This is a genomic window from Paraburkholderia sp. Cy-641 (assembly GCF_011752945.1).
GTDB lineage: Bacteria > Pseudomonadota > Gammaproteobacteria > Burkholderiales > Burkholderiaceae > Paraburkholderia.
This window is the reverse complement of sequence record NZ_VWWM01000053.1, coordinates 40,924-59,877: the sequence shown is the minus strand read 5'-3', so window position 1 is coordinate 59,877 and position 18,954 is coordinate 40,924. Positions and strand designations below refer to the sequence as shown.

General features: G+C 65.5%; 14 protein-coding genes, 2 tRNA genes and 1 pseudogene. 11 read left to right on the top strand and 6 right to left on the bottom strand.

The window, feature by feature from the left end; all coding sequences use genetic code 11:
* Positions 1 to 138: 138 nt before the first annotated feature.
* Together F3J20_RS24790 and F3J20_RS24785 are read right to left on the bottom strand one after the other, a co-directional pair.
* Positions 139 to 357: pseudogene (locus tag F3J20_RS24790) on the bottom strand (lipocalin family protein); the annotation flags it as partial.
* 26 nt (positions 358 to 383) lie between these two features.
* Positions 384 to 842 carry a hypothetical protein gene (locus F3J20_RS24785; RefSeq protein WP_167284814.1) on the bottom strand — a complete coding sequence of 153 codons (459 nt, stop codon included), beginning with the start codon at positions 840 to 842 and terminating at the stop codon, positions 384 to 386.
* A 417-nt stretch (positions 843 to 1,259) separates the two neighbouring features.
* Here F3J20_RS24785 and F3J20_RS24780 point away from each other — a divergent pair, with 417 nt between their 5' ends.
* From F3J20_RS24780 to dhaK, 3 genes are all read left to right on the top strand, one after another.
* Positions 1,260 to 1,433 (top strand): hypothetical protein, encoded by a 174-nt coding sequence (locus F3J20_RS24780; RefSeq protein WP_167048023.1) that lies wholly within the window; start codon positions 1,260 to 1,262, stop codon positions 1,431 to 1,433.
* Between the two features lie 391 nt (positions 1,434 to 1,824).
* Positions 1,825 to 1,901, top strand: a tRNA-Val gene (locus F3J20_RS24775).
* A gap of 313 nt (positions 1,902 to 2,214) precedes the next feature.
* Positions 2,215 to 3,924, top strand: a complete 1,710-nt coding sequence (dhaK, locus tag F3J20_RS24770; protein WP_167284813.1) for a dihydroxyacetone kinase subunit DhaK — start codon at positions 2,215 to 2,217, stop codon at positions 3,922 to 3,924.
* Between the two features lie 24 nt (positions 3,925 to 3,948).
* Here dhaK and F3J20_RS32450 read toward each other — a convergent pair whose 3' ends face one another.
* From F3J20_RS32450 to selD, 4 genes are all read right to left on the bottom strand, one after another.
* On the bottom strand, positions 3,949 to 4,083 hold the full coding sequence (locus F3J20_RS32450; protein ID WP_275691484.1) for a hypothetical protein: 135 nt from the start codon (positions 4,081 to 4,083) through the stop codon (positions 3,949 to 3,951).
* 26 nt (positions 4,084 to 4,109) lie between these two features.
* Positions 4,110 to 5,165, bottom strand: a complete 1,056-nt coding sequence (locus F3J20_RS24765; RefSeq protein ID WP_167284812.1) for a permease — start codon at positions 5,163 to 5,165, stop codon at positions 4,110 to 4,112.
* A 26-nt stretch (positions 5,166 to 5,191) separates the two neighbouring features.
* Positions 5,192 to 6,259, bottom strand: coding sequence for a tRNA 2-selenouridine(34) synthase MnmH (gene mnmH / locus F3J20_RS24760; protein WP_167284811.1), 1,068 nt, complete (start codon positions 6,257 to 6,259; stop codon positions 5,192 to 5,194).
* 111 nt (positions 6,260 to 6,370) lie between these two features.
* Positions 6,371 to 7,429 (bottom strand): selenide, water dikinase SelD, encoded by a 1,059-nt coding sequence (selD, locus tag F3J20_RS24755; protein WP_167284810.1) that lies wholly within the window; start codon positions 7,427 to 7,429, stop codon positions 6,371 to 6,373.
* Between the two features lie 173 nt (positions 7,430 to 7,602).
* Here selD and fdnG point away from each other — a divergent pair, with 173 nt between their 5' ends.
* The 8 genes from fdnG (at position 7,603) to F3J20_RS24715 (ending at position 18,895) form a co-directional block, all read left to right on the top strand.
* Positions 7,603 to 10,671, top strand: a complete 3,069-nt coding sequence (gene fdnG, locus F3J20_RS24750; RefSeq protein WP_167284809.1) for a formate dehydrogenase-N subunit alpha — start codon at positions 7,603 to 7,605, stop codon at positions 10,669 to 10,671.
* Between the two features lie 9 nt (positions 10,672 to 10,680).
* Positions 10,681 to 11,604, top strand: coding sequence for a formate dehydrogenase subunit beta (gene fdxH, locus F3J20_RS24745; protein WP_167284808.1), 924 nt, complete (start codon positions 10,681 to 10,683; stop codon positions 11,602 to 11,604).
* Entirely contained in the window at positions 11,601 to 12,257 is a 657-nt protein-coding gene (locus tag F3J20_RS24740) for a formate dehydrogenase subunit gamma (protein ID WP_167284807.1), read from the top strand. The genes fdxH and F3J20_RS24740 overlap by 4 nt, the downstream gene beginning before the upstream one ends.
* Positions 12,258 to 12,413: 156 nt before the next feature.
* Positions 12,414 to 13,415, top strand: a complete 1,002-nt coding sequence (fdhE, locus tag F3J20_RS24735) for a formate dehydrogenase accessory protein FdhE (RefSeq protein WP_167284806.1) — start codon at positions 12,414 to 12,416, stop codon at positions 13,413 to 13,415.
* 86 nt (positions 13,416 to 13,501) lie between these two features.
* Entirely contained in the window at positions 13,502 to 14,944 is a 1,443-nt protein-coding gene (gene selA / locus F3J20_RS24730; RefSeq protein WP_345889919.1) for an L-seryl-tRNA(Sec) selenium transferase, read from the top strand.
* Entirely contained in the window at positions 14,941 to 16,854 is a 1,914-nt protein-coding gene (selB, locus tag F3J20_RS24725; protein WP_167284804.1) for a selenocysteine-specific translation elongation factor, read from the top strand. Before selA ends, selB begins: the two co-directional genes overlap by 4 nt.
* 59 nt (positions 16,855 to 16,913) lie before the next feature.
* A tRNA-Sec gene (locus F3J20_RS24720) sits at positions 16,914 to 17,009 on the top strand.
* A gap of 665 nt (positions 17,010 to 17,674) precedes the next feature.
* Positions 17,675 to 18,895, top strand: a complete 1,221-nt coding sequence (locus F3J20_RS24715; RefSeq protein ID WP_167048056.1) for a cupin — start codon at positions 17,675 to 17,677, stop codon at positions 18,893 to 18,895.
* The last annotated feature ends 59 nt before the right edge of the window (positions 18,896 to 18,954 follow it).

Below are 18,954 nucleotides of genomic sequence, written 5' to 3'. Positions count from 1 at the left end.
CCGGCTTCTCGACCTGAGTGCCGGGGTCCGGCCGTTTACGGCGTCAGGGATACGCCGCCGGATCCCGAAGCCGCAGCGTTCGAACGGACCCGGGCGTCATGCCGCCCGCGTTCTCCACAATCCCCCGTCGCGCAGTCTTCAGTGCTGCCCAGCCCGCTGTGCGTCCGCGTAACCGGTCAGTTCGAGATACGCGCGGCCCATCTCCACGCCCTCACGGCTCACGCTCTCCGCACCTTCCCAGTACACCGCGCCGGTCGATTGCCGTGAGTCGAGTTCCTGATCGTCCATCAGCGGATCGAACTGCCACGTCAACGGACCTGTCCTGACCTTCATCGAGACCGGGTACGAAGCGCTTGTATTCAGAGTACCTCACGCAAAGCCGGCTAAGCTTGCTTGCGCGTTGGCTCAGATCGGCCAGCAATAAAACGATCGAGTCGTTCGCTTGCTTCCGCGATGGCCCAAAGCGGTGCTCGGTGCAGTTGTCGATCGTAATTCGTCGCGATCGACGAAAAAAGCGAGAATCCCGTGTCGTCGAGCTGCCATGTATCGTTTTCTCTGCCGGTGTCGAATACCGCTGCCGCCGTGCGATCCGCGGCGCAGAACTCTTCGTGGTTCATCGAACCGAAGCCGGCTTCTGCCAGATAACCGGTTAGCAGCATGATCTGCGTGAGCGTCTGCGCGTCGGTTTTGCTGCCGGCACCGCGACGCAACGCGTCGAGCGACAGATGTACCCGTAACGCGAGATCGTCGGCGATCTGACGAGGCATGGGCAACAGCATGGCTTTGGCATGCCGCGCGCGGGCGGCGCCTGTGTGGCGGGACAAGGGAATGCGTTGTGCCATGAAGGTCTAATCAGTTTGCCTGAGCACATGCAATAACGGCGCGCTCCGAAAAAGATTGAGCCCTCACCACGCATACTTGGCAGAATCGTTTGCACAGCCCACAGCCCACAGCCCACAGCCCACAGCCCACAGCCCACAGCCCACAGCCCACAGCCCACAGCCCACAGCCCACAGCCCGCAGCCCGCAGCCCGCAGCCCGCAGCCCGCAGCCCGCAGCCCATAGCGCTCGCGCGTAGCGTCGATAACCCCGACCTGCTGCTCGACTACGGCGACAACGGCATGTCGGACGGCACGTACGACACGATAGTTTTGCTCGAAGAAAGGTTGCGAGAACCTCGAAGGCATCGCCAGCGGGCCGTTGTGCGATCCGCAGGCCGTCGTTGCGCTGATAGCGGCGGGCGTTGACAGCATGGCACCGTGACCATCGGCAACAAGCTCACGGGCGACGCGCGGAGGCTGCGCCCACCGCTCGCAGTGACGGGCATCGTGCGCGCGCTGACCGACGGCGAACACGCGATCAGCGCTCCAACCTGCACCGGGCCACGCGCGTTCATCGCGCCTGCCGAGCGATACGCGACACCGGCACCGTGAAGCTCGTCGTTACCGGGCACACACATGAATGAGCCAGGTGATCGCGGCATGTCTGAAAGCGGTCGATATCGATCCGCGTCGCGCGCGTTTCCTGCCGCTCAGATCACACAGGTATTGCAGCCCGGTTCTCGTGCCGATTGCCGCAGCACTCGTCGAATACGATCGCCGCCGCCTCACGCGTTCGGACTACGGCCTCTCATCCAGTGGAGCCTATGCCGCGGCCGGTTTATCCGCTCGATACGCAGACCGCGCGAACGTACCAATGCGTCACGCCTGTCGTTCAGGCGGCTCACCACGAACAGCACCACACACACGACGCAACGTACCGCGCGATAAATTGCGCGGAGGGCTTGTGCGGTGCGCAAGGAGTCTCTATAATTCGCGCCTCTAAAGGCTCGTAGCTCAGTTGGTTAGAGCACCACCTTGACATGGTGGGGGTCGTTGGTTCGAATCCAATCGAGCCTACCAACGCATCTGTGACGTAGACGAAAGCGGTTCCGCTTTCGTCTACGCTCCTGTCAATTCAGGCAGCAGCAGGCCTCGTAATCTTTCGGTAGTTTCTCGAATCCGCAGTACATCCCCCCGTTTTCTTTGCTTGCATGCGACTCGGCGCCAGCACAAGTAACGCATAGCGAGTACTTCGGTGCACCCGCACCAGCGCTTCACCGTATCGCGTCGTCTTGCGCCAATGCGCGGTACAGTTAGGCTTCGTGCTTTCGTCACCGACTCAACTGCCGTCTGCCTGCATGCGATGCCGGCAGCTTCACAGGGAGCTGACGCAATGAAGAAGCTCATCAACGACGTGTCCACCGTGGTCCCCGACATGCTCGACGGACTCGTGGCGCTCAATCCTCATCTTTCGCTCCTGCAGGGCGGCACGATCGTCGTGCGCGCCGATGCCGAAGCCGTGGCCGCGCGCGGCGAAGTCGCGTTGATCTCGGGTGGCGGCTCGGGTCACGAGCCCGCGCACGGCGGCTATGTGGGCCACGGCATGCTGAGCGCGGCGGTGGCCGGCGAGGTGTTCACGTCGCCGTCGACAGATGCCGTGCTCGACGCGATACGCGCGGTGGCCGGCCCCGCGGGCGTGTTGCTGATCGTGAAGAACTACACGGGCGACCGTTTCAACTTCGGCCTCGCCGCCGAGATTGCGCGCGCCGAGGGCATCCCCGTCGACATGGTGATCGTCGCCGACGACGTCGCGCTGACCGCGCGTGGCGATCACGCCGGCCGTCGCGGACTCGCGGGCACGGTGCTGGTTCACAAGATCGCCGGCGCGGCGGCCGCGCGCGGCATGCCGCTCGCCGAGGTCGCGCGGATCGCACGCGAGACGGCTGCGTCGCTCGGCACGATGGGCGTCGCGCTGACGCCATGCACAGTGCCGGCAGCGGGCAAGCCGGGCTTCGAGCTGGCCGACGGCGAAATCGAATGGGGCCTCGGCATTCACGGCGAACCGGGCGTCGCGCGCGGCATGCTCGAGCCGGCCGAGGCGATCGTCGGCAAGCTGCTTGCGAAGATCGTCGACGATCTTGTATTGCAGGCAGGCGAGCGCGTGACGCTGCTCGTGAACAACCTCGGCGGCACGCCGTCGAGCGAATTGAACGTGGTGGCCGGCGTCGCGTTGCGCGAGCTGGACAGGCGAGGCATCAAGGTCGAGCGCGCATGGGCCGGCACGTTCCTGAGCGCACTGGAAATGGCCGGCGTCTCGCTGACGCTGCTGCGCGTGGACGACGAGCGGCTTGCGTGGCTCGATGCGGCCGCGCACACGAGCGCATGGCCCGCGTTGAGCGGCCGCGTCGCGCAGGTGTCCGTACGATCCGCGCCCGCCGCGCCGCAACAGGCGAGCGGCGCGACGCTCGCGCGCGAGGCCACGCTGCGTCGGGTGATCGAAGCCGTTTGCGCGTGTCTGCTCGAAGCGGAGCCGACGCTAACCGGGATGGATCAGCGCGTCGGCGATGGCGATCTCGGCATCAGCCTCGCGCGCGGCGCCCGCGCCGTGCAGCACGAACTCGATTCGTATGCGGCGGAGTCGTCCCCGGGGGCCGTGTTGCGCGGCATGTCCGCGACGTTGCGGCGCGTGGTCGGCGGCACGTCGGGGCCGCTGTACGCGGTGATGCTGCTGCGTGCGGCGGCCGCGCTCGAATCGTCGGGCGCGCCTACGGCGCAGCAGTGGGCGGCGGCCTTCAGCGCGGGTGTCGATGGATTGATGGAACTGGGTGGCGCGAAGCCCGGCGACCGCACGATGGTCGATGCGCTCAAGCCCGCCGCCGATGCGTTGCACAGTGCGCTCGCGCAAGCGGCGACGACGGATGCTGCCTTGAACGCGGCCGTCGCCGCAGCGGTCGACGGCACTTCGCGCACAGCGTCGATGCATCCGCGCCGTGGGCGTTCGAGCTATGTCGGCGAGCGCGCGCTCGGTTACGCGGACCCGGGCGCGCATGCAGTGGCGTTGTGGCTCGCCGCGATTTGCGAGGCGCTGGCCGGTCGAGCGTAGGGTGGGCGCAGACCGCAAACCTCCTTACGGCCGCAGCAGATCGAATCCCGCCAGCACCACGACGCCGCTCAACGCAATCAGCGCCACCGAGTGCTGTCCGCTATACAGCAGCCCGGCGGCCGACCAGCAGGTCACGGCGAATGCGGTGATACGTTTCATCGTTCGGCAGAGCAGGCAACGCCGCTTCAGAACCCCAACGCCACGGCCAGCAAGCCACTCACGACACCGCACAGCGCGACCGCCACCGCGACCACGGTCAGCACGCGCTTCGGAAACGAGCGCGACAGCATTGCGAGCGACGGCACGCTGACGAGCGGCAGCGTCATCAGCAGCGCGCCGGCGGGGCCTGCCGCCATGCCGAACGACAGCATTGCCTGAATGATCGGCACTTCGCCGGCGGTCGGGATCACGAACAGCGTGCCGGCAATCGAGAGCGCGATGATCCACAGGAGGCTGTTGTCGATGTCCGGGCCGATGTGCGGAAACAGCCACGCGCGCGCCGCGCCGAGCACCAGCACGAGCACGATGTACTCGGGCACGAGGCGCAGCGTCATCCGGCCGAGAATCTTGATCCAGCGCGTGAACGCGGTGCCCGGATCATCGCGGCTGATCAGCTCGGCCACGGCCGCCTGCGACGCTTGCGCTTCCTGCGGCGTGACCATGCGGTTCACCAGATAGCCGAGGCCGAACACCATCACGAGGCCGAGCGCGAGGCGCAGGCCCATCCACTGCCAGCCGAGCACGAAGCCCATGAAAATCAGCGTGGCCGGATTGAGCGCGGTGTTGCCGAGCCAGAACGCGATCGCCGCGCCCGGCGCAGCCTCGCGCGCCCGCAAACCGGCGACGACCGGCGCCGCGCAGCACGTGCACATCATGCCCGGCAGCGACATCAGGCCGCCCTTCACGACGCTGCCGAAATCGGTGCGGCCGAGCGCGCGCGCGACCCACTGCGGCGGAATCAGCGCCTGCACCGCGGAGCCGAGCAAGAGGCCGAGCACCATGGCCTGCCAGATCGCCTTGCCGTAGGCGAGCGCATAGTCGATCGCGGCTTGCCACGACGCGGCCGGCGCGTTCGCGGACGAGCCCATCAGGATCGACTTGCCGATCGAATGCTGGCTCGCGGCGACGAACGCGCGGTTGTAGTACGGGAACCACTTCACATAGAAGAGGCCGATGACGGCGATCAGCAAAAAGACGATCCAGCCGAGCGCGACGCGAGGTTGCCGAAGGGTAGATTGCATGGGGGTCCAGAGGTCGTTCGTTTGGATTAGCCGGCGACGAGCGTTCGGCTTTCGAGCTGCGCGAGCAGCGTTTTCGCCTGCTCGACGACGTCGGCGTCGTTCGGGCGGAAATCGAGTGGCAGCGCGTTCGGCAACTGCTCGAAGTGCTGACCGCTGCTGCGCGCATAGGCGGGGTCGTAGTGCCGTTCGATCAGTTCGCCCGCGAGTTCGGCGCGGCGGTTTTCGTCGACGAGCCGCAGCCAGCCCGTCACGCGCTCGCGGCTATGCAGGCCGATCAGCCGTTGCAACTGCGCCTTCAAATACTCGGGATGGTCGAACAGGTGCGCGTAGTCGTGCAGCAGGAAGGCCGCGCGGTCCTCGCGGCTCGAACGCACCTCGACGCACGCGCCGCGATGGAACGTGTCGAGCAGCGCGAGTGGCAGCGTGATCGAGCCGATGCGGCGGCTTTCCGCCTCGACGAACACCGGCCGGCCCGGGTCGAAACCGCGCAGCGCGGTGACGAGCAGCGTGTCGAAGCGCTTTTGCGACGGCTGCGGCACGCCTGTCCACGCGCCGAGCAGCGAACCGCGATGCGAGGCGAGCGCTTCGAGGTCGAGCGTCTGCGCGCCCGCCTGCGCGAGCGCCGACAGCAGACGCGTCTTGCCGCTGCCGGTCGGGCCGACCAGCGCGATGTAGCCGAAGGTTTGCGGCAGTGTGTCGAGCGTATCGAGCGTCGCGCGCCGGTAGCTTTTGTAGCCGCCGTTGAGTTGCCGCGCCGGCCAGCCGATCATATTGAACAGCGTCGTGACCGAGCCCGAGCGCTTGCCGCCGCGCCAGCAGTAGATGAGCGGCCGCCAGCTGCGCGGGCGGTCCGCGAAGGTCGTTTCCAGGTGATGCGCGATGTTGCGCGCGACGAGCGCCGCGCCGAGCCGCGTGCCCTCGAAGGGCGAGACCTGCTTGTAGGTCGTGCCGACCAGCACGCGTTCCTCGTTGCTCAGCACCGGCGCGCTGATGGCGCCCGGAATATGGTCTTCCGCGAACTCGAGCGGGGTGCGTACGTCGACGATTTCATCGAAATCGCCGGCTTTGTCGAGCGTGACGAGAAGATTTTTCAAGGGAGTAGGGACGAAGCGGACGGCGGGCAGAGCAAAATTATCGCATGGACGGCCCGGGCGGGCCGCGCCGCTCACCCGCTCCCGGCCGTTTCAGACCCGCTCCAGACCGCGTCAGACCACCTCGACGCGCGCGGCTCCGCTCACCATCTCGCCGATCACGCGCGCCTCGCCGAACCCGTCGGCGTGGAACAGCGCGAGCACTTCGTCGACCGCCTCGGGCGCGCACGACACCAGCAGCCCGCCCGACGTCTGCGGATCGGTCAGCAGCGCGCGGGCGGCCGGCGGCAGCGTTGCGGGCAGCACGACGTCGCGGCCGTACGCGTCCCAGTTGCGGCCCGACGCGCCGGTAAAGATGCCGGCTTCCGCGAGACTCGCGACGTGCGGCAGCCACGGCAGGTCCGCATAGCGCACGCGCGCGGTCAGTTGCGAGCCGCGCGCCAGTTCCAGTGTATGGCCGAGCAGGCCGAAGCCGGTGACGTCGGTCAGCGCATGCACGCCGTCGAGACGGGCCAGCTCCGCGCCCGGGCGGTTCAGCTGGGTGGTCGCGCCGATCATCGCCGCGTAGCCGGCCGCGTCGAGCCGGTCTTTCTTGAGCGCGGCCGACAGAATGCCGACGCCGAGCGGTTTGCCGAGGATCAGCACGTCGCCGGCCCGGCCGCCCGCATTGCGCTTGACGCGCTTCGGATCGACGACGCCAAGCGCGACAAGGCCGTAGATCGGCTCGACCGAATCGATCGAATGGCCGCCCGCGAGCGGAATGCCGGCGTCGGCGCAGACCGATTCGCCGCCCTTCAGCACGGCCGCGATCACGTCGTGCGGCAGCACGTTGATCGGCATGCCGACGATCGCCAGCGCCATGATCGGCTTGCCGCCCATCGCGTAGACGTCGGACAGCGCGTTGGTCGCGGCGATGCGGCCGAAGTCGAACGGATCGTCGACGATCGGCATGAAGAAGTCGGTGGTCGCGACGATCGCCTGCTCGTCGTTGAGCCGGTAGACGGCGGCGTCGTCGGCGGTGTCGTTGCCGACCAGCAGGTCGGGGAAGAACGGCAGCGGGGCGCTGCGTCTGAGCAGGTCGGCGAGCAGGCCGGGGGCGATCTTGCAGCCGCAGCCGCCGCCATGCGACAGGCTCGTGAGGCGGGGCGGCTGGTTTGCTTGGGCTTGGGTCATGAGGGCGCGGGGTCCGGGGCTTCGAATCACCGCATTATGAAGCCTGTGCCGGCACCGTGCAGCGCCGCGGGGCGCCGGTTCGGCCCGCGCGGAGCGTGGCTGACGATCTCGCTGCAGGTCGCGAAACCGGCATCTATAATCAAATTTGTCCCCAAAAGAGCCGAGGCCATTCAATGACCCAGATGACCCGGCGACAATTCCTGAAGGTCTCCGCCACCACGCTTGCCGGATCGAGCCTCGCCCTGATGGGCTTCTCGCCGACCCCCGCGCTGGCCGAAGTCCGTCAGTACAAATTGTCGCGCACAACCGAAACCCGCAACACCTGCCCGTACTGCTCGGTGGGCTGCGGCATCCTCATGTACGGACTCGGCGACGGCGCGAAGAACGCGAAGTCGAGCATCATCCACATCGAGGGCGACCCCGACCATCCGGTCAATCGCGGCACGCTGTGCCCGAAGGGGGCGAGCCTGATCGATTTCATCCATAGCGAAAGCCGCCTGCATTACCCCGAGTACCGCGCGCCCGGCTCGAACGAGTGGAAACGCATGTCGTGGCAGGACGCGCTCGACCGCATCGCGAAGCTCATGAAGGAAGACCGCGACGCGAACTTCGTCGAGACGACCGCGGACGGCAAGAAGGTCAACCGCTGGCTGACCACCGGCATGCTGGCGGCATCGGCCGGCAGCAACGAAGTCGGTTATCTGACGCACAAGGCTGTCCGCAGTCTTGGCATGCTCGCATTCGACAATCAGGCGCGTGTCTGACATGGCCCGACGGTGGCAGGTCTTGCCCCGACGTTTGGCCGTGGAGCGATGACGAACCATTGGGTCGACATCAGAAACGCGGATGTGATTCTCGTGATGGGCGGCAACGCGGCCGAGGCACACCCATGCGGTTTCAAATGGGTTACCGAAGCCAAGGCGCACCGCAAGGCGCGTCTGATCGTGGTCGACCCGCGCTTTACGCGCACGGCTTCGGTCGCGGACTACTACGCGCCGATCCGCACCGGCTCGGACATTACGTTCCTCGGCGGGGTGATCAATTACCTGCTGACGAACGACAAGATCCAGCACGAGTACGTGAAGAACTACACGGACATGTCGTTCATCGTCCGTGAAGATTTCGCCTTCAACGACGGTCTCTATTCCGGCTACGACGCCGACAAGCGCAGCTACGACAAGACCTCGTGGGACTACGAGCGCGGCGCCGACGGCTTCGTCAAGGTCGATCCGACGCTGCAGGACCCGCGCTGCGTCTATCAGCTGATGAAGCAGCACTACTCGCGCTACACGCCCGAGCAGGTCGAGAAAATCTGCGGCACGCCGAAGGAGAAGTTCCTGCACGTGTGCGAGATGCTCGCCTCGACGGCGGTGCCCGGACGCGCCGGCACGATCATGTACGCGCTCGGCTGGACGCATCACTCGGTCGGCTCGCAGATCATCCGCACCGGCGCGATGGTGCAATTGCTGCTTGGCAACATCGGCATCGCGGGCGGCGGCATGAACGCGCTGCGCGGCCACTCGAACATCCAGGGCCTGACGGACCTCGGCCTGATGTCGAACCTGCTGCCGGGCTACATGACGTTGCCGATGGAAGCGGAGCAGGACTTCGACGCCTATATCGCGAAGCGCGCCACGCAGCCGCTGCGGCCGAACCAGTTGAGCTACTGGCGCAACTATCGCGCGTTCCACGTCAGTTTCATGAAGTCGTGGTGGGGCGACAAGGCGAGCGCCGACAACAACTTCGGCTACGACTATCTGCCGAAGCTCGACAAGTCCTACGACATGCTGCAGGTCTTCGAGCTGATGAACCAGGGCAAGATGACCGGCTATATCGCGCAGGGCTTCAACCCGCTCGCGGCGGCGCCGAACAAGGCGAAGATCGGCGCGAGCCTGGCCAGGCTCAAGTGGCTTGTCATCATGGACCCGCTCGCGACCGAAACCTCCGAGTTCTGGAAGAACCACGGCGCGTTCAACGACGTCGATTCGGCGTCTATCCAGACCGAGGTGTTCCGTCTGCCGACCACTTGCTTCGCCGAAGAGCGCGGTTCGCTCGTCAGTTCGAGCCGCGTGCTGCAATGGCACTGGCAGGGCGCGGACGGCCCCGGCGAGGCGAAGAGCGATCTCGAGATCATGTCGGGGCTGTGGCTGCGCATCCGCGAGGCGTATCGCAAGGACGGCGGCAAGTATCCCGATCCGATCCTCAACATGAGCTGGCCGTATTCGAACCCGGAAAGCCCGACGCCCGAAGAACTCGCGATGGAGTTCAATGGCAAGGCGCTCGCCGACGTCACCGATCCGACGGATAAGACCAAGGTGCTCGCGAAGAAGGGCGAACAGCTCGCGGGCTTCGCCTTGCTGCGCGACGACGGCAGCACCGCGAGCGGCTGCTGGATCTTCTGCGGCTCGTGGACCCAGGCGGGCAACCAGATGGGCCGCCGCGACAACTCGGACCCGACCGGCATCGGCAATACGCTGAACTGGGCGTGGGCATGGCCCGCGAACCGGCGCGTGCTGTACAACCGCGCGTCGTGCGACGTGAACGGCAAGCCGTTCGATCCGACTCGCAAGCTGATCGCGTGGAACGGCAGCAGCTGGTCGGGTGCCGACGTGCCGGACTTCAAGATCGACGAGCCGCCTGAAAACGGCATGAATCCGTTCATCATGAATCCGGAAGGCGTCGCGCGGTTCTTCGCGCGCGACGGTCTCGTCGAGGGGCCGTTCCCCGAGCACTACGAGCCGTTCGAAACGCCGCTCGGCTACAACCCGCTGCATCCGGACAACAAGGCGGTCGTCAGCAATCCGGCGGCCCGCGTGTTCCCGGACGACCAGGCCGCGTTCGGCACGCACGAGAACTTCCCGCATACGGCGACGACCTACCGGCTCACCGAGCATTTCCATTACTGGACCAAGCACGCGCGCCTGAACTCGATCATCCAGCCGGAGCAGTTCGTGGAGATCGGCGAAGACCTCGCGAAGGAAGTCGGCGTGGTGGCCGGCGACCGCATCAAGGTCAGTTCGAACCGCGGGCATGTGATTGCCGTGGCGCTCGTCACGAAGCGCATCAAACCGCTGATGATCGAGGGGAAAAAGGTTCAGACCGTCGGCCTGCCGTTGCATTGGGGCTTCAAGGGGCTCACGAGGCCGGGCTATCTCGTCAATACGCTGACGCCTTCCGTGGGCGACGGGAATTCGCAGACACCGGAATTCAAGTCGTTCCTCGTCAAGGTCGAAAAGGCATAAGGAAAAGAGATGGCACTGCAATCACTAGACATCAGACGTATCTCGGCCACGACCGTGCCCGCGCCGCAGGTGCGCGAGCCGGTCACGGGCTCGGTCGCCAAGCTCATCGACGTGTCGAAGTGCATCGGCTGCAAGGCGTGTCAGACGGCCTGCATGGAGTGGAACGACCTGCGCGACGAGATCGGCCACAACGTGGGCGTCTACGACAATCCGGCCGACCTGAGCGAGCATTCGTGGACCGTCATGCGCTTCTCGGAGCACGAGAACGACGCCGGCGATCTCGAATGGCTGATCCGCAAGGACGGCTGCATGCACTGCGAGGACCCGGGCTGCCTGAAGGCCTGTCCGTCGCCGGGCGCGATCGTGCAGTACACGAACGGCATTGTCGATTTCCACGAGGAAAACTGCATCGGCTGCGGCTACTGCATCACCGGCTGTCCGTTCAACGTGCCGCGTCTGTCGAAGAAGGATCACCGCGCGTACAAGTGCACGCTGTGCTCGGACCGCGTGGCGGTCGGCCAGGAGCCCGCGTGCGTGAAGACCTGCCCGACCGGCGCGATCATGTTCGGCACCAAGGAGGACATGAAGCAGCAGGCCGAGGATCGCATCGAGGACCTGAAAGACCGCGGTTTCCAGAACGCGGGCCTGTACGATCCGGCGGGCGTCGGCGGCACGCACGTGATGTACGTGCTGCATCATGCCGACCGGCCTTCGCTGTATCACGGCTTGCCGGACAATCCGCGCATCAGTCCGATGGTCAAGCTGTGGAAGGGTATCGCGAAGCCGCTCGCGCTGGCCGGCATGGCGCTCGCGGCGGTGGCCGGCTTCTTCCACTACACGCGCGTCGGGCCGAACGAGGTGAGCGAGGCCGACGAAGCCGAGGCCAATCAGGAAGCCGATGAAGCACGCCGTTCGCAGGAGGACGCGCAATGAAACACTTCGAGCATACCGTGCTGACCGACGCGAAGGGCAACCGCCTGATCGTGCGCTACACGCCGAACGAGCGCACCAATCACTGGATCACCGCGATCGCGTTCGTGCTGCTCGCGCTGTCCGGCCTCGCGATGTTTCATCCGGCGATGTCGTTTCTGTATTTCGTGCTCGGCGGCGGGCAATGGACGCGGATTCTGCATCCGTTCGTCGGCTGCGTGATGTTCATCTCGTTCCTGATACTGGCGCTGCGTTTCTGGCATCACAACTATCTCGACCGGGCGGACATCCAGTGGATGCGGCAGATCGACGACGTGCTGAACAATCGCGAGGAAAAGCTCCCCGCGATCGGACGCTACAACGCCGGCCAGAAGCTGCTGTTCTTCGTGATGGTGGTCTGCCTCGTGCTGCTGCTCGCGAGTGGCATCGTGATCTGGCGGCGCTACTTCTCGCTCTATTTCCCGATCGGGGTGATCCGGCTCGCGGCGCTCGTTCATGCGGCGGCGGCGTTCGTGCTGATCGTCGGCATCATCGTGCATGTCTATGCGGCGCTGTGGGTCAAGGGCTCGATCGGCGCGATGACGCGCGGCACCGTCACGTATGGCTGGGCGCGCAAGCATCATCCGAACTGGTTCCGGGAAACGATCGGCAAGTGAGTGGCCAACGCGTGGCCGACGAGCCGCGAATAAGCAACGGATAAACGCGGATAAACCGCAATCGAGGCGCGTTTCGCCGCGCCGTTCGCAGCGCACCGGGCCGCCGCTCCCCGTCGATGACGGGCGGCGGCCCTTCAGTTTTCAGAGGTCGACACCTTGGTTCAACGCATTCTCGAAGCCGGCGACATCGAATCGCTCGATCACACGGCGATCCCCCGCATCCGCATGCCCGAGCGGCTCGCCGTGTTCGCGCCGCGCGCCGCGCGTCTGCGGCAACTCGCGGCACTCAACAATCCGATCGCCGGCTATCTGCGCCTGATGGCCGTGCTCGCCGACGCGCAGCAGGCCGTGATCGCGACCTTCAAGGCGCAGCCGCCGAGCGCCGAGCTGATCGCGAGCGCGCAGCAGCATTCGATGCCGCTGATCCCGGCGTTTTCCGGCGTGCGCGATCCCGCGTGGCAGGACGTGCTGCGCCAGTTGCTCGACAAGGTCGAAGCGGCCGGTCCGCTCACGCCGCCGCTCGCCGCGCTGATCGCGCGGCTGCGCACGCTCGATGCCGCCGTGCTCGACATTCAGGCCGACGCGATCTTCGCGCAGCGCTTCGAGGACGTCGATCCGGCGAGCGCGCCGTTCATCATGGCCGCGCTGCAGGTCGTGTGGACCGACCTCGCCGCCGACATCGACAAACGCGCGGTGCCCTACGTCGAGACGCCGGGGCTGTGTCCCGTGTGCGGCTCGCATCCGGTCGCGAGCACGGTGCGCGTGGGCGGCGCCTACGACAACTACCGCTATCTGCAATGCGGGCTCTGCGCGACTGAATGGCACATGGTGCGCGCCAAATGCTCGAACTGCGATTCGACCAGGGGCATCGCCTATCACGTGGTCGGCTCGCCCGATGCCGACGCGGCCGCGCGCGAGGCCGAATCGAAACATGCCTCGCTGAAGGCGGAGTCGTGCGACGAATGCCATACTTACCGCAAGATCGGCTTTCTGGCGAAAGACTTCGACTTCGATCCGTTCGCGGACGATCTCGCAAGCCTCACGCTCGATCTGCTGATGGGCGCGGAAGGCTATCGGCGCGCGTCGCCGCATCCGTGGCTGTGGCCGGAGCAGAGCGCCGGCGCGGTCGAGCCGGACAGCGGCGCATCGGCGGAATAGGTAACGGCGAGGCAACAGCGAGGCAGCCGCCAGGCCGCAACCAGTCAGCAGCCTGGCGCAAGTTCAAAACGACACAAGGATTGCCCGTGAGCGATGTGAGCGGCTCGGAATTGCGCGCGCTGATGGCGCGCGTGCCGTCGGTGGAAAAGGTCATGGCGTCGGAGCCATTCGCGGCGCTCGTGAGCGAATACGGACGCACCCAGGTGCTCAACGCGCTGCGCGCCGCGCTCGATGCCTGGCGGCTGCACGCGCAATCGGGCCACGCGGCCGATAATCCGCCGCTCGGCGCGCTCGATACCGGGCAATTGCAGGGCACGGTCGAAGCAGCGCTGCGCGCGCGCAACGCATCGCGTCTGCGTAGCGTGTTCAATCTCACCGGCACGGTGCTGCACACGAACCTCGGCCGCGCATTGTTGCCCGACGAAGCGGTGCGCGCCGTGATGAGCGCGCTCACACAGCCGGCGAATCTCGAATTCGATCTCGCCACCGGCAAGCGCGGCGACCGCGACGATCTGATCGACGAACTGATCTGCGAGCTGACCGGCGCCGAAGCCGCGACCGTGGTCAACAACAACGCGGCGGCGGTGCTGCTCACGCTGTCCGCGCTGGCGGCGAAGAAGGAAGTCGTGGTGTCGCGCGGCGAACTCGTCGAAATCGGCGGTGCGTTTCGCATTCCCGACATCATGAGCCGCGCGGGCGCGAAGCTGCGCGAAGTCGGCACGACGAACCGCACGCATCTGAAGGACTACGACGAAGCGATCAACGCACGCACCGCGCTGCTGATGAAAGTCCACGCGAGCAATTACGCGATCAGCGGCTTCACGAAGGAAGCCAGCCTCGCGGAAATCGCGCCGCTCGCGCATGCGCGCGGTCTCGCGGTCGCCGTCGATCTCGGCAGCGGCACGCTCGTCGATCTCAGCGAATGGGGCTTGCCGCGCGAGCCGACCGTGCGCGAGACCGTCGAGGCCGGCGCCGACGTCGTCACGTTCAGCGGCGACAAACTGCTCGGCGGCCCGCAAGCCGGGTTGATCGTCGGGCGGCGCGATCTGATCGCGAAGATCAAGAAGCATCCGCTAAAGCGCGCGCTGCGCGTCGGCAAGCTCACGCTCGCGGCGCTGGAACCGGTGTTGCAGCTGTATCGCGCGCCGGAGAAGCTGACCGAGCGGCTCACCACGCTGCGCCTGCTTACGCGGGCCGCCGACGAGATTCACGGCGCCGCGCAACGCGTGCAGCCGGCGTTGCAGCAGGCGCTCGGCGCGCGCTACACGGTGAGCGCCGAGCCGATGTTCAGCCAGATCGGCAGCGGCGCGTTGCCGGTCGACGTGCTGCCGAGCTATGGGCTCGTCGTCAGGCTGGCGGACGGCAAGCGCGGCGGCCGGCAACTGCTCGCGCTCGAAAAGCAGTTGCGCGAGATGGCGCGGCCGGTGATCGGCCGGATCGCGGACGACGCGTTGCGTCTTGATCTGCGCTGCCTCGAAGCGGGCGACGAGGCGCAACTGATCGCGCAACTGAAGGGCCAGTACGCATGATCGTCGGCACGGCGGGGCATATCGATCACGGCAAAACGAGTCTCGTGAAGGCGCTGACGGGCGTCGATACGGACCGCCTCAGGGAAGAAAAAGCGCGCGGCATTTCCATTGAACTCGGCTATGCGTACGTGCCGCTCGAAAACGGCGACGTGCTCGGTCTGATCGACGTGCCGGGTCACGAAAAGCTCGTGCATACGATGACAGCCGGCGCGAGCGGCATCGACTTCGCGCTGCTCGTGATCGCCGCCGACGACGGCGTGATGCCGCAAACGCGCGAGCATCTGGCGATCGTCGAACTGCTCGGCATCAAACGCGGCGCAATTGCGCTGACGAAGGTCGATCGCGTCGATGCGCAGCGTCTGCAGGATGTGCATGCGGAAGTGGCGGCGTTCGTCGGCGGCAGCGTGCTGGGCGATGCGCCCGTCTTCGACACCTGCGCGACGCGCGCGGACGACGCGGGCGTGGCCGCGCTGAATGCGTATCTGCGCGAGCAGGCCGCGGCATGGCGCATGAAGCGCGACGACGGGCTGTTCCGTCTCGCCGTCGATCGCGTGTTCACGCTGGCGGGGCAGGGCACGATCATCACCGGGACCGTGGTGGCGGGCAGCGTGAGCGTCGGCGAGACGATGCTGCTCGCGCCGAAGAACGAGCCCGTGCGCGTGCGCAGCATTCACGCGCAGAATCGTCCCGCCGAAACCGGCCGCGCCGGCGAGCGCTGCGCGTTGAATCTCGCGGGCATCGAGAAGAGCGCGATCGATCGCGGCGACTGGATCGTCGATGCGCGTTTGTCGCAAGCGAGCGAGCGCATCGACGTGATGCTGACGCTGCTCGCCGACGCGCCGCATGCGCTCGAACATTGGACGCCGCTGCACGTGCATCTCGGCACGCAGCATCAGGTCGCGCACGTCGCGCTGCTCGACGGCGACACGCTCGGCGCGGGACAGTGTGCGCGCGTGCAACTGGTGTTCGAGCGGCCGCTGTGCGCGGTGCCCGGTGATCGCTTCGTCGTGCGCAATGCGCAGGCCAATCGCACGGTGGGCGGCGGCCATGTGCTCGATCCGTTCGCGCCCGCGCGCAAGCGGCGCGCGGCGGAACGGCTCGCGTGGCTCGATGCCATCGAAACGATGCTCGACACCGGCTCGCTCGATGCGCTGTTTGCGTGCGCGCCGCGCGGCCTGTCGCGCACGCTGCTCGAACGTCTGACGGGCAGGCCCGCCGCCGCGCTCGCGTTGCCGTCCGATACGCGCATGATCGAATTGCCGGGGCACGATGCCTTGCTGTTTGCGGGCGCGGCATGGGACGCGCTTGCCGAACGATTGACGGGGGCGCTTGCGCAATATCACGAACGCTCGCCCGACGAACTCGGCCCGGACGTGTCGCGCCTGCGGCGCATCGCGGCGCCGCTCGCCGACGATGTGCTGTGGCGCGCGCTGGTGGACGCCGCGGCGGCGCGTGGCGAGATCGTCAAACGCGGGCCGTGGCTGCATTTGCCCGGGCACACGGTGACGCTCGACGACGCCGATCGCGCGCTTGCCACCGCGCTGCTGCCCGAGATTGAGGCGGGGCGCTTCGATCCGCCGTGGGTGCGCGATCTCGCGAAGGCACACGGCGTGACCGAGGAGCGCATGCGTCAGTTGCTGCGCAAGCTCGCGCGGCAGGGCGAGCTGTTCCAGGTCGTGCACGATCTGTTCTATCACCAGGATGTGGTTCGCGAACTCGCTGCGATTGCGGCGGTTGAAGCGCGGAAAAACGCGGGCACGGTGGCGGCGGCACCGTTTCGCGACGTCACCGGACTCGGCAGAAAACGCGCGATCCAGCTTTTGGAGTTCTTCGACCGGGTTGGGTATACTCGCTTCCACCGTGGGTTGCACCTGCTGCGCACGGATAGCCGCTGGCTCGATATGCTTTGAGCGGCGGCGTGCAGTCGATCGATGCTTCATCATCGACTCGTCGTTTTGCAATCACCGAAGGAAGACATTCGTATCCGGTGGTGCGGCTGGGCTTCAAACCCAGTTGAGGGCGTCAGACGCTCTCAGGTCGGTTCGACTCCGGCTGTCTTCCGCCAGCAGGGCCTTTGGGGATAACCGAGCTTGGCTGCATGGCGCACGCACAACGCAAATTCCTCGATCTGCACGCGGAAAAAAACGAAATTACCTGGCTGCGCTGCAATACGTCGCCCAGATCCAGGACGTCGCACTCGAGGTGCAACCGCTCGCACCCCATTGCCGATACGCTTCATCAATGGATGACGCCGCAACGGGCACGTGCCAGTGAAGGTTCGGCAAGACACAGGTACTGATCGATAACAACGGGTGTGAAAACCTCAAGGATGTGCTCGCACGCTTGCCGACACATCCTGCTTCCCGTATCGATAAATTGTTGCCGCAGCGGTAGCGGGTAGCCGCATCCATCTAACTTGCACGTCGTCAATACGGAATTGCCGTGTGCCGACCATTCACCTTTCCGGCGCGCGGCATGAAATCCATGAGGATCACTGACATTCAACCCGGATATGAACTCGCCCGTCAAGGGAAGTGGGTAATGACAAGCCACGTGAGCCGTTTACGGAAAAACCCCGATGGAAAAATCTATACGTCGATCCGTCATTGACACCCGTTACGGTATCGTGATTCAATCATGTCGTTCCATATAAGCGTATATCGTTCCTTATAAAGGAACAACTGAGGCGGTCTTTGCCTGAAAGATCAGCCCGTAAAAGGAGAGATAGCGATGCCGCATGAAAAAGACCTTGCCCACTGGCATGAACCCGCTGGACACAAGAAAGCCGGTTTTGGCGAGTTCAAGAAGCAACCGACGCCCTATGACATTTTCATGGAAAGCGAAGGTGTTCCGGTCTTCCGTGACATCGGTATCAAGGACGTGCGCGATCTGCCGATGGTGGAATGGAAGCGTAAGGGCGGCCGTGGCCACTACATCCAGCTGCTGGGCACAGAAACGAAGTGGGGCTGCTATGTGGTTGAAGTGCCCGCAGGCGGTGCACTGAACCCCGAAAAGCACATGTTCGAAGAAATCTACTGGGTGGTCGAAGGCCGCGGCACCACCGAGGTTTGGCTCGAAGGCGAAGGCCGCAAGCACGTCTTCGAATGGCAAGCCGGTTCGATGTTCTCGATTCCGATGAACGCATGGTTCCGCATCGTCGACGGCTCGAACTCGGGCGCGATCCTGCTCGCCGGCAACACGGCACCGAATGTGATGAACCAGATCAACAACGTCGAAGCGGTGTTTAACAACCCGTTCGTGTTCCGTGATCGCTTCAGCGCAGACGAAGACTTCTACAAGCCGCGCGACGAGATCGAAACGGATCCGGTCCGCGGTCTTGCCCGTCGTCGTACCAACCTGATTACCGATGCGGTTAACTGCGATCTGCCGCTGGACAACCGTCGTTCGCCGGGCTATCGCCGCGTTGAGCCGTTTATGACGGAAAACTGCTTCTATTTCTGGATCGGCCAGCACGAACAGGGCCGCTACTCGAAGGCCCACGCTCACACGTCGGCAGCAATCCTCATCTGCCTGAAGGGCGAAGGCTATACGTACACGTGGCCGGAAGAATGCGGCGAAAACCCGTGGGCCGACGGTCACGCAGACAAGGTTCGTCGCCTCGACTACGGTTACGGCGGTATGGTTACCGCGGCGCCGGGCGGCGCACGCTGGTACCACCAGCACTTCAGCACGTCCAGGGAGCCGTTCCGTCTGACGGCATGGTTTGGGCCGCACAACCCGGGCCGCGATCCGGGTGCCCCGGGTTCGAAGCACAACGACTACACGGCTCAGGACGTCGGTTCTGGCGGCACGGCTATCCCTTACTGGATGGAAGATCCGTACATTCGTCAAGAGTACGAAGCACGCCTCACGAAGAACGGGGTCCAAAGTCGTATGGATTCGTCGTGGTACGTCAAGCCGGAAAAGAATGTCGGTGACTCGGTGGTCTAACGCGTTCGCGTAGTTAGTCCATAGGGCTGTGTTCTTTCGGGGACACAGCCCTAACTTTT

Bases quoted from the DNA above. Each gene is read 5' to 3' on its own strand.
- F3J20_RS24740 (WP_167284807.1), top strand. From the start codon at position 11,601: ATGAAACACTTCGAGCATACCGTGCTGACCGACGCGAAGGGCAACCGC.
- selB (WP_167284804.1), top strand. From the start codon at position 14,941: ATGATCGTCGGCACGGCGGGGCATATCGATCACGGCAAAACGAGTCTC.
- dhaK (WP_167284813.1), top strand. From the start codon at position 2,215: ATGAAGAAGCTCATCAACGACGTGTCCACCGTGGTCCCCGACATGCTC.
- F3J20_RS24715 (WP_167048056.1), top strand. From the start codon at position 17,675: ATGCCGCATGAAAAAGACCTTGCCCACTGGCATGAACCCGCTGGACAC.
- F3J20_RS32450 (WP_275691484.1), bottom strand. From the start codon at position 4,083: ATGAAACGTATCACCGCATTCGCCGTGACCTGCTGGTCGGCCGCCGGG.
- F3J20_RS24765 (WP_167284812.1), bottom strand. From the start codon at position 5,165: ATGCAATCTACCCTTCGGCAACCTCGCGTCGCGCTCGGCTGGATCGTC.
- fdxH (WP_167284808.1), top strand. From the start codon at position 10,681: ATGGCACTGCAATCACTAGACATCAGACGTATCTCGGCCACGACCGTG.
- selD (WP_167284810.1), bottom strand. From the start codon at position 7,429: ATGACCCAAGCCCAAGCAAACCAGCCGCCCCGCCTCACGAGCCTGTCG.
- F3J20_RS24785 (WP_167284814.1), bottom strand. From the start codon at position 842: ATGGCACAACGCATTCCCTTGTCCCGCCACACAGGCGCCGCCCGCGCG.